This window comes from Paenibacillus sp. 01L418 (assembly GCF_056400045.1).
Map to the genome: position 1 here is coordinate 1 of NZ_JBFTSN010000216.1, position 10,788 is coordinate 10,788.

Below are 10,788 nucleotides of genomic sequence, written 5' to 3' on the forward strand. Positions count from 1 at the left end.
GTGTTTAGAGAGGATGTACCGTATGACCGAAAGCCATTCAAGAACCGAAGAAGAATGGATGATATTATCCGTTAAGCAAGACAAAAAAGAACGGAAGTTATACCATCTTTTTGCCGAGTCAGAGAAAGCTATTCTGTCCGTGCATGAAGATATATTGATTCGTTATCGATTGACCAAGGGACAAGTTGTAACCGAAGCTCAGGCCGATGAAATACGAATGGAAGATGAGCGTTATCGGGGATATATAATGGCTATCGCATATTTGGGAGCTAGACCGCGAACGAGAAAGCAGATTGAGCAATATTTGAATCGCAAGTTTTTTGAAGCTGACAATATTCAGTATGCCCTTGACCGTTTAGAAAGAGAGCATATTGTGGATGATGAACAATATGCACGCCAATTTGCGACCAGCCGGCTTAAGAATCGCTTAAAGGGTCGACGGTTCATTCAGCAAGAGCTGCAACAGCGAGGCGTGTCGAAAGAAGCCGCAGCAGAAGCAATCGGTTCACTGGACCAGAAAGTGGAATTAGCATCTGCTAAGAAGGCTGCGGAGAAGAAATGGCGATCTTTAAAAGGCGAACCATTTGAGAAAAAACGTAAGCTTATGGGGTATTTAATGCGCAGCGGCTTTCCGGGAGATATCGTGAAAGACGTGATAAAGTCGATCGATCTGGATGGGGAAGAAGACTCATTCGAGGAAGATGATGGGCTTTTGCTTGACAATTGATTTTACGAAAAGATAAAATGAGGTTGTATTCCTTCATTATTGAATCAATTTTCCTTCCAAAAGTTGATTCAATACGATTATTTTCGTCAAATTAGTAAATGTTTAAACGGTTTGAAGCCGGTTGAAAACCTAATATCATCCCAAGCAGTGCCTTGGTGTATGCAACAAGGAGGTGAACAAGATGCCTAATGAGATCATTTGGATCTTGATCTGTCTCTTTGTTGGCGCAATATTCTTTGGGATTGGTTATTTTATTCGAAAGTCGATTGCCGAGGCCAAAATTTCAAGTGCTGAGCAAGCTGCTATTGTAATCGTAGAAAATGCGAAAAAAGAAGCGGAAGCTCAGAAGAAAGAAACTGTGCTAGAGGCAAAAGATGAAGTCCACAAACTTCGTTCCGAAGCCGAGAGAGACATTCGTGAACGTCGCAACGAGGCTCAACGTCAGGAAAGACGTTTGCTCCAAAAAGAGGAGTCGCTGGATAAAAAGTTAGAAGCGCTAGAACGCAAAGAAGAAACTGTAGCCAACAAAGAAAAACGGATCGAAGAAACGCAAGAGCAGATCGACTCCATTTACAAGCAACAGTTAAGTGAATTGGAACGTATATCGAGTCTGACAACGGAAGATGCGAAATCGATCATTTTATCCAATGTTGAACAGGAAGTACGACATGAGACAGCACAGATGATTAAAGAGATCGAGCAGCAAGCGAAAGAAGAGGCCGATAAGAAAGCCCGTGATATTATATCACTAGCTATTCAGCGCTGTGCGGCAGATCATGTGGCTGAGACGACGGTTTCCGTCGTAACCTTGCCTAATGAAGAAATGAAAGGCCGTATTATTGGGCGTGAAGGCCGTAATATCCGTGCTTTGGAAACATTGACTGGTATCGATCTTATTATCGACGATACACCGGAAGCGGTCATTTTATCTGGTTTCGACCCGATAAGACGCGAAATTGCCCGCACTTCTTTGGAAAAGCTTGTGGCTGACGGTCGTATCCATCCTGCCCGCATTGAAGAAATGGTTGAAAAATCTCGTAAAGAAGTGGATGAGCGTATCCGTGAATACGGTGAGCAAGCTACTTTCGAGGTTGGCGTTCATAGCTTGCATCCGGATTTAATCAAGATTTTAGGTCGATTGAAATATCGGACAAGTTATGGTCAAAACGTGCTGAAGCACTCAATGGAGGTCGCTTACTTGACTGGATTGATGGCAGCAGAGCTTGGTCAAGATGTTACGCTCGCAAGGCGTGCAGGCTTGCTGCATGATATCGGTAAAGCACTTGACCACGAAGTTGAAGGATCACACGTTGAGATCGGCGTTGAGCTCGCTAAGAAATACAAGGAGCATCCTGTCGTTATTAACAGTATTGCCTCCCATCACGGTGATACGGATGCCACTTCCGTTATCGCGATGCTCGTAGGAGCAGCAGATGCATTGTCCGCTGCACGCCCTGGAGCTCGTCGTGAAACGCTTGAAACGTATATCAAACGTCTGGAGAARCTTGAAGACATTTCCGAATCGTTTGAAGGCGTTGAAAAATCATACGCGATCCAAGCTGGCCGCGAAGTGCGCGTCATGGTGCAGCCAGAGAAAATCGATGATACAGAAGCATTCCGACTCGCTCGTGATATTACGAAGAAAATCGAGAGCGAACTTGATTATCCGGGACATATTAAAGTTACGGTTATTCGTGAGACACGCGCGGTTGAATATGCAAAGTAAGTAAACAAAAAAATATAAGCTTTTCAGAAAAGTGGCTGCTAGTTAGCCACTTTTCTGTTTGCAGGCGTACAAAAAAGGAAGTGTAATGAATGAACGTATTATTTATCGGCGATATCGTAGGCAATGTAGGAAGAAGCGCGTTAAAACGAGTACTGCCAGCACTTAAAAGTAAATATAACCCTCATATTATTATTGCGAATGGCGAGAATGCCGCTGCTGGTCGTGGGATTACAGCAACCATTGCTAAAGAATTTTTCGAATGGGGAATCCATGGCATAACGATGGGCAACCATACGTGGGATAATAAAGATATTTTTGAATGGATCGACGACGAGCCGCGCTTGGTTCGCCCAGCAAATTATGCAGAAGGCGCTCCTGGACAAGGCATGGCTTTTATTAAGGCTGGCGGAAAGCAGCTTGCTATTATTAACTTGCAAGGCCGCACCTTTTTACCGCCAATCGATTGTCCATTCCGCAAAGCAGACGAATTGATCGAAGAGGCAAAAGAGCAAACGAACAATATCCTAGTTGATTTTCATGCGGAAGCAACCTCGGAGAAAATCGCAATGGGATGGCATCTCGATGGCAGAGCTTCTATCGTGCTTGGCACGCATACGCACGTACAAACGAATGATGATACGATCCTGCCTGGGGGCACGGCTTACATAACAGATGTTGGCATGGTTGGCCCTAAAGAAGGGGTGCTTGGCATGGAGCGAAACGCCGTTTTGCATAAATTTATTACGCAGCTGCCGGTTCGTTTTGTAGTGGATGAAGGAAAGTGGCATTTGCATGCGATATCTGTTCAAATCGATGATGCGACGGGACAGGCACGGAAAATTGAGAAAATTCGTCTTACGGAAGATGAATGGCTTCTGATGTAATGCTATGATTCTAGTGAAAGTTCTGACAATTCAGAACAGTTTGTTAATATGCGGAATAAAAGCAGGAATTTTTTAAACTCCCTCGAATACTATTTAAAAGTGGAATCCATCCAACAGTCCAAGGGGAGGTTCTTTTTATGGATGTATTAAAAGTTTCAGCAAAGTCCAATCCAAATTCCGTTGCAGGTGCGCTAGCTGGCGTTCTTCGTGAACGTGGTGGTGCGGAGCTGCAAGCCATTGGTGCTGGTGCGTTAAATCAAGCGATCAAAGCAGTTGCGATTGCTCGTGGATTTGTCGCTCCCAGCGGGGTGGATTTAATTTGCATACCGGCTTTTACTGACATTGTTATCGATGGGGAGGATCGAACAGCAATCAAATTGATTGTTGAACCTCGGTAGCAAGTCCAAGCGGCGTTAAGATGTAAGCCAATTGGATTAAAAAACAATCGTTCGCCTGTTTACGTCGTAGACAGGTTTTTTTGCTGCAAATTATAAACGGTGAGGTGCGTCTATGAAAGTGGTAGATTTCCATTGCGATGTGCTATGCAAACTGTTGATTGATGAAAATTTATATTTTCAAGGCAATAAGCCCGGCAAATTAGATGTTACATACGAGCGTTTAAAGGCTGCAGGAACGATCTTGCAAACTTTTGCAATCTATATTCCACAATCAATGAATGGTCGACTAGAGCCGATTTTGGAGAGTGTAGATCGTTTCCACCAGATGGTATTAAGCTGCGAGGACATGGTGTGGGTAAGGACAACCCATGACTTGGATTCTTGTATTAAGGATGGAAAAATCGGAGCATTACTGTCSCTTGAAGGTGTTGATGGTCTTCAAGGACAAATGTCACTGCTTCGCATCATGCATCAATTAGGCATACGTGCAGCTGGAATGACATGGAATCATGCGAATTGGGCTGCGGACGGAGCGATGGAGCAGCGCGGCGGGGGCTTGACCGCAAAAGGGAAATTGCTAGTAGAAGAATGCAATAATTTGGATATACTAATAGATGTATCACATTTATCTGAACGTGCGTTCTGGGATGTTGCTGAGCTTTCCAAGAAACCGATCCTAGCTTCTCATTCAAATGCAAGAGCAATCTGCGATCATCCGCGAAATTTGAGGGATGCCCAAATTGAAAAAATAATTGAGATGCAAGGAGTAGTAGGGGTTACTTTTGTGCCTTGGTTTGTATCCAGCGCGGAAGTCGTTGTCATCGATGATTTATTGCGTCATATTGAGCATATTTGTGAGCTGGGCGGAGCATCGCATATTATGCTCGGCTCTGATTTTGACGGAATTGATAGTTATATGAAACAATTAACGCATCCTGGAGAACTCGTTAATCTTCAAGAGGCACTTCTTAAACGATATTCTGAGCAGCAAACCGAACAGTTTATGTCCGGTAATGCTCTTCGTTTCCTTCGGGAAAATCTTCCTTTTAACTAAAATGAATTCGATCTATTTGCGGTATGGGATTGATCGAAACAAACTATGCTTATATTAAGCGTTTACATCTTGATTTTTATAGATATGCGCTTTAAACTTGTTGTGACTGTTATGAATTATACTATATAATTACTTGATGAAATAGAATATTGCACGTTTTAGACAAAGAGGAGTTGGGCATTTTGATTAGTCAATTGTCTTGGAAGATCGGGGGACAACAAGGTGAAGGCGTCGAAAGTACAGACCGGATTTTTTCCACGGCGCTAAACCGTTTAGGCTATTATTTATATGGATATCGTCATTTCTCCTCGCGGATCAAAGGCGGACATACGAATAACAAAATTCGTATAAGCACGAAGCCGATTCGTGCTATTTCGGATGATTTGGATATTTTGGTTGCTTTTGACCAAGAAAGCATTGATTTGAATGCGAAGGAATTGCGTCTAGGCGGCGTTATCGTTGCAGATGCAAAGTTTAACCCAACGATTCCTGAAGGCATAGATGCTAGACTGTTTGCTGTTCCGATTACGAAGATGGCTGAGGAGCTAGGCACTTCATTAATGAAAAACATGGTTGCCTCCGGCGCTTCTTGGGCGCTTCTTGGTCTTCCGCTTGAAGTATTCAATAAAGCGGTTGAAGAAGAGTTTGGACGCAAAGGCGCAGCTGTTGTAGAGAAAAATATCGAAGCGGTAAAAAGCGGCGCTGAGTTTGTGCTGGAGCAAGCGGGCGGACCGCTTGACGAATTTAAGCTAGATGAGGCGGATGGGCAGCAGAAGCTGTTCATGATTGGCAATGAAGCAATCGGTCTAGGTTCTTTGGCAGCTGGTTGCCGTTTGATGGCGGCTTACCCGATCACACCAGCTTCCGAGATTATGGAATATTTAATTAAAAAGCTTCCGAAATTCGGCGGAACAGTCGTGCAAACGGAGGATGAAATTGCAGCGGTAACGATGGCGATTGGTGCAAACTATGCTGGCGTACGCACAATGACCGCTTCTGCGGGTCCTGGACTGTCCCTAATGATGGAGGCTATTGGTCTTGCAGGCATGACAGAAACACCGCTGGTCATCGTTAATACGCAGCGTGGCGGTCCTTCAACGGGTCTACCTACGAAGCAAGAGCAATCGGACTTGAACGCAATGGTTTATGGCACACATGGAGAGATTCCAAAAATCGTCATTGCTCCTGCATCGATTGAAGACTGCTTCTACGATACGATTGAATCGTTCAATTTGGCTGAGGAATATCAAGTACCGGTTATTCTGATGACCGATTTGCAGCTGTCGCTCGGCAAACAATCCTGTGATCAGCTTGATTACAGCAAAATTGAAATCAAACGCGGCAAACTAGTCGAGAATGTGCCTGCCCTTGAAGGCCACGACTTGTTTAAACGCTATGAGCTAACAGAAGACGGCATTTCCCCTCGTGTATTGCCTGGCGAGAAGGGCGGTCTGCATCATGTGACCGGCGTAGAGCATGATGAAACTGGACGTCCATCGGAGAATGCAATGAACCGTCAGCACATGATGGATAAGCGATTGAATAAGCTGAATGATATGTACATTCGTGAAGCTATTCGTGTTGACGCGCCTCATGAAACGCCTGATTTGCTTATTATCGGTATGGGTTCTACTGGCGGCACGATTGATGAAGCTAGAAGCTTGCTGACTCTAGATGGCGTGAAAACGAACCATATCACGATTCGTCAAATTCATCCGTTCCCAACTAAACCTCTGCTTCCTTACTTGCAAAATGCGAAAAAAGTAATTGTCATCGAAAATAATGCAACCGGACAGCTGGCAGGACAAATTAAAATGCATGCTGGTTTTGCAGAAAAAATCGATAGCTTGCTTAAATACGACGGTAACCCATTTTTACCTTCCGACGTTCACAAAGCATGTAAGGAGTTGAGTTTAGATGGCAACGTTCAAAGAGTTTAGAAATAATGTAAAACCTAACTGGTGCCCGGGCTGCGGAGACTTTTCTATTCAAGCGGCGATTCAACGTGCAGCAGCTAACGTAGGACTAGAACCTGAGAACCTAGCGGTTATATCAGGTATTGGATGTTCAGGCCGGATCTCTGGCTACATTAACGCTTATGGCTTCCATGGCATACACGGCCGCGTGCTGCCTATCRCACAAGGTGTAAAGCTTGCTAATCGCGAGCTTACCGTAATCGCTTCAGGCGGAGACGGAGACGGCTTCGCTATTGGTATGGGGCACACGGTTCACGCGATCCGTCGCAACCTGAATGTGACTTATATCGTAATGGATAACCAAATTTATGGCTTAACCAAAGGTCAAACTTCACCGCGCAGCGCGGAAGGCTTCAAAACAAAATCGACGCCGGAAGGCTCGATTGAGTCGACGCTGTCACCGCTTGAGATTGCGTTATCTGCGGGTGCAACATTTATTGCTCAATCATTCTCGAGTGATTTGAAGCAGCTGACGAAATTAATCGAAGAGGGAATCAACCACGAAGGTTTCTCCTTGATTAACGTGTTCAGCCCATGTGTTACCTTCAACAAAATCAATACGTACGACTGGTTTAAGGAAAATATCGTGAACTTGGAGCAATTCCCTGATTACGATCCAACAAACCGCGTGCAGGCGATGAACAAGATTATGGAAACAAACGGCATGCTCACAGGACTAATCTATCAGAATAAAACGCGAAAAGCCTATGAAGATTTGATTACAGGCTTCAAGCCCGAGGCTCTAGCTAAGCAAAATATCAAAATCACCCCAGAAGAATTCGATAAGCTTGTTGCCGAATTTAAATAAGTGGTATGATAAGCATGCGGCCAAAAGGCCGTATGCTTTTTCTTTCAACTCTGTGGAAAACAACAAAATTAAATCAGGAGAGTGACAACATGATACATAGAGGAGTACCAATCGGAGTATCTGCAAGACATATTCATTTATCACAGGAGCATGTTGAAATATTGTTTGGGGCAGGTTATGCGTTAACTGAAATGAAACCATTGTCTCAGCCAGGACAATACGCTGCGAATGAAACGGTAGCGGTTGTTGGTCCAAAAGGAACATTTGGAAAAGTAAGAATTCTCGGACCTGCACGGAAAGAGACGCAGCTCGAGGTATCGCGTACGGACGCATTTGCGTTAGGCGTTAACCCGCCAGTTCGGGAATCAGGTAATACAAAAGGCTCTGCAGGCATTAAGCTTCAAGGGCCTGCTGGAGAGGTTACAATCGAAGAGGGCGTCATTGTAGCGGCTCGTCATATTCATTTCCACACAAGCGATGCTGAGCGGTTTGGTATTGCGGACAAGCAGTCGCTGCGGGTTCGTTTCGCTGGCGAGCGCGGTGTCGTATTCGAAAATGTTGTTGCACGTGTATCTGATCAATTCGCACTTGATATGCATATTGATACAGATGAAGCAAATGCAGCAGGCGTGAAAAACGGAGATATGGCTGAAATCATAGATTAGTCAATAAAAAAAACAGCTTCCCTGTCGTCAGAGACGATGAGGAAGCTGTTTTTTTTGTTTGGAAAGATGGAATTAATGTCCCATCATCATGGATACTTCAGGTTTATTCTCAGCATTGGTGCCATCTTCTTGCTTCGGTCTGCGAAGCAGGAAGGCTGTGAGGGCGCCAACGATTGAAATGGATGCCAAGATGAAGAACGTATCCCCGTAAGAGGAGTACACTACATTTGGTCCTGGGTTAGTTACACTGTAATGCTCTACTCTGCTAGCGAGAATCGTCGACAAGCCGGCGATTGCAAAGGAAGTCATAACCTGCTGCGCAGCTGCGGTCAGCGAGGTTACGCGGCTAACGAGCTCCTTAGGAGCGGATTGCATAATATGTGTGTTAAGCGGCATCATCGACAAGCCCATACCTGCACCGAGAAGAGCAATCGGAATCATAAGAGTGAGAAGAGTCGTGTCCGCTGAAAGCTGGCTAAGGATGAAGCCTGCAATCGTAACAATGGATAAACCGGCAATGACGATTGGACGAGCTCCGAAGCGGTCAAACAGCTTGCCGCCGATCGGCATGAAAATACCTGCTGCTAAAGCTTGTGGAAGCAAAATAAGTCCAGTATCAAATGCGGAGTAACCTTTGGCGATTTGCAAGAAAATCGGAATTAAGAATAATGTTCCGAATAATGCGATTTGAACAATCCACTGCAAAATAATGCCGCGTGTGAAATTGCTTGATTTAAAGACGCGAAGCTCAAGCAAAGGCTCCTTGCGCTTCAGTTCTATTATGATGAAGAGGATAAGCGAAATACCGCCTACTATCATACCGATCAAAGCTTCAGGCGAGGTCCAGCCGCTGCCTGCGCCGCCTTCACCGCCGCCAGCAGAGCTTACGCCATAAGCAAGACTGGCAAAAGCAAGTGGGGCGAAAATCATACCTAAAAAGTCTAGGGAAGGAACATGTTTGCGTTCAATTTTTGGCAAGGTGCGAAGCCCTACGATAACGGCAATGACACCAATTGGAAGATTGATAATAAATATCCAATGCCAAGATACATAATCAACGAGCCAGCCTGCTACTACAGGGCCAAGAGCGGGAGCTAACAGCATTGGAATACCGATCATACCCATAACTGCTCCTTGTTTGCCAGGAGGGCTGAGTCTAAAGGTAAAGGCCATTGCGATTGGAGCAACCATACCGCCGCCAAGACCTTGAATGATACGGAATACGATAAGCTGTTCAGCGGTTGTTGCTAATGCACAAAGACCGGAACCAATCGTAAACATAATGATTGAGAACAAAAAGACTTGTTTGGCGCCAAAACGATCTGACATCCATCCCGCAAGCGGAATAACAGCAGCCTGTGCTAGTGCATAACCCGTAATGGTCCACTGCACAAGCGACATCGAGCTTTTGAAGTCGGCCATTAAACCTGGCATAGCGACATTCATTGCGGTGCCGTCCAAAATAACCATGAACATACCGACGATAATGGCAATCAGCGGTGCAATAATATTGCGCATGGACATCGGATCACCAGCAGGTGCTGCTTTTTTTGAAGCTGAAGCCATTTTATTTCCTCCTATCCAAATATGAGGGTCTATCCAACTATTGTTGACCTCTGTGTACCAGCAGGCTACAATAAAAGGTGACCGCTTCTATGAGCGGACAATTGTCCGCATTACTGAATAATAAAGACGAATGGGGCAATTGTCAATCGTAAGATTTGTAAACGCGGAAAAAGGAGATAGGAACGATGACTGCACCAGAAAACAGCAGAACGAAACAAGCGCTCAGCAAAGCGATTTTGCGTACGGCTAATCACTTGTTTACGGAGCATGGGGTAGAATCGGTCAGTATGCATCAAATCGCCAAATCAGTCGGTATTGGACAAGGCACCTTGTACCGGAGGTATTCAAACAAAGGTGATTTGTGTATGGATATGATGAAAGAGAATTTTGAAATTTTCATCAATGAGATCGACGCGTATTTGACAGAAGAGGCTATGCTGTCCGTACATGAGCGATTGAGCGGAGTTATGCGCAAAATTATAGCGTTTATCGATAAGGAATCGAAATGGCTTGGCGTGATGCAATCTTTTAATAAAATCGAACTTGAACATCCTAAAGKTGATTTTTTCCAATCACCCCCTTATCTTTATTTGCATACTGTCCTGCGCAGCTTGTTTGAGGAAGCAATGGAGAAAGAGCAAATTAAGCCTATTGATCCTTGTTATGCTGCTCATTCCTTTATATCCATTCAATCCCCGCATACGTTTAGGCAATTGCGGTACGTGATGGGCTACACTTGTGAAGAAATACAGGACCGGTTTTGCAAGACATTTATTGATCCTTTATTTCGATAATTGATTAGTAATGTAAAAGAGAGGACAGCGTATATGCTGTCCTCTCTTTTATTTGTCTTGAAATTATAGCTGATGTGCAGTCAGCACTGGAGAAATAATGTATAGTGTATCTTCGTTGTTGGTCGGCCTAACTAAGATCGGTTTATTTTTTCCTGTAAATCGCAACAACACTTGTGTGCTGTCAATCGCT

The 10,788-nt window shown here is 44.5% G+C and carries 10 protein-coding genes; 9 read left to right on the top strand and 1 reads right to left on the bottom strand.

Features of this window, described 5'->3' with window-relative positions; all coding sequences use genetic code 11:
• The 8 genes from AC1DSE_RS21720 to pduL form a co-directional block, all read left to right on the top strand.
• The coding region (locus AC1DSE_RS21720; RefSeq protein ID WP_477528170.1) for a regulatory protein RecX at window positions 1–727 on the top strand (727 nt) is incomplete at its 5' end.
• 181 nt (window positions 728–908) lie between these two features.
• A complete protein-coding gene (rny, locus tag AC1DSE_RS21725) occupies window positions 909–2,453 on the top strand; it encodes a ribonuclease Y (protein ID WP_477511403.1) in 1,545 nt (514 codons plus the stop codon).
• Between the two features lie 89 nt (window positions 2,454–2,542).
• Window positions 2,543–3,337 carry a TIGR00282 family metallophosphoesterase gene (locus AC1DSE_RS21730; protein WP_339208984.1) on the top strand — a complete coding sequence of 265 codons (795 nt, stop codon included), beginning with the start codon at window positions 2,543–2,545 and terminating at the stop codon, window positions 3,335–3,337.
• A 137-nt stretch (window positions 3,338–3,474) separates the two neighbouring features.
• Window positions 3,475–3,735: a stage V sporulation protein S gene (locus tag AC1DSE_RS21735; protein WP_006036664.1), complete on the top strand. Its 261-nt coding sequence runs from the start codon at window positions 3,475–3,477 to the stop codon at window positions 3,733–3,735.
• 112 nt (window positions 3,736–3,847) lie between these two features.
• Entirely contained in the window at window positions 3,848–4,789 is a 942-nt protein-coding gene (locus AC1DSE_RS21740) for a dipeptidase (protein ID WP_477511402.1), read from the top strand.
• Window positions 4,790–4,971: 182 nt separating this feature from the next.
• Window positions 4,972–6,729 (top strand): 2-oxoacid:acceptor oxidoreductase subunit alpha, encoded by a 1,758-nt coding sequence (locus tag AC1DSE_RS21745; protein ID WP_339208989.1) that lies wholly within the window; start codon window positions 4,972–4,974, stop codon window positions 6,727–6,729.
• Entirely contained in the window at window positions 6,707–7,573 is an 867-nt protein-coding gene (locus tag AC1DSE_RS21750; RefSeq protein WP_477528171.1) for a 2-oxoacid:ferredoxin oxidoreductase subunit beta, read from the top strand. Before AC1DSE_RS21745 ends, AC1DSE_RS21750 begins: the two co-directional genes overlap by 23 nt.
• An 89-nt stretch (window positions 7,574–7,662) precedes the next feature.
• Window positions 7,663–8,238 (top strand): phosphate propanoyltransferase, encoded by a 576-nt coding sequence (gene pduL / locus AC1DSE_RS21755; RefSeq protein ID WP_372239009.1) that lies wholly within the window; start codon window positions 7,663–7,665, stop codon window positions 8,236–8,238.
• A gap of 72 nt (window positions 8,239–8,310) precedes the next feature.
• On the opposite strand, the gene AC1DSE_RS21760 is transcribed toward pduL, so the two are convergent.
• Complete coding sequence (locus tag AC1DSE_RS21760; protein WP_441884748.1) at window positions 8,311–9,804, bottom strand: DHA2 family efflux MFS transporter permease subunit; 1,494 nt, start codon at window positions 9,802–9,804, stop codon at window positions 8,311–8,313.
• Between the two features lie 185 nt (window positions 9,805–9,989).
• On the opposite strand from AC1DSE_RS21760, the gene AC1DSE_RS21765 reads away from it, so the two are divergent.
• Window positions 9,990–10,598, top strand: a complete 609-nt coding sequence (locus tag AC1DSE_RS21765) for a TetR/AcrR family transcriptional regulator (protein WP_477528172.1) — start codon at window positions 9,990–9,992, stop codon at window positions 10,596–10,598.
• Window positions 10,599–10,788 lie beyond the last annotated feature (190 nt).

What these genes read in the sequence shown, in the direction of transcription:
- AC1DSE_RS21730 (WP_339208984.1), top strand. Translation starts at nt 2,543, where the DNA reads ATGAACGTATTATTTATCGGCGATATCGTAGGCAATGTAGGAAGAAGC.
- AC1DSE_RS21735 (WP_006036664.1), top strand. Translation starts at nt 3,475, where the DNA reads ATGGATGTATTAAAAGTTTCAGCAAAGTCCAATCCAAATTCCGTTGCA.
- pduL (WP_372239009.1), top strand. Translation starts at nt 7,663, where the DNA reads ATGATACATAGAGGAGTACCAATCGGAGTATCTGCAAGACATATTCAT.
- AC1DSE_RS21760 (WP_441884748.1), bottom strand. Translation starts at nt 9,804, where the DNA reads ATGGCTTCAGCTTCAAAAAAAGCAGCACCTGCTGGTGATCCGATGTCC.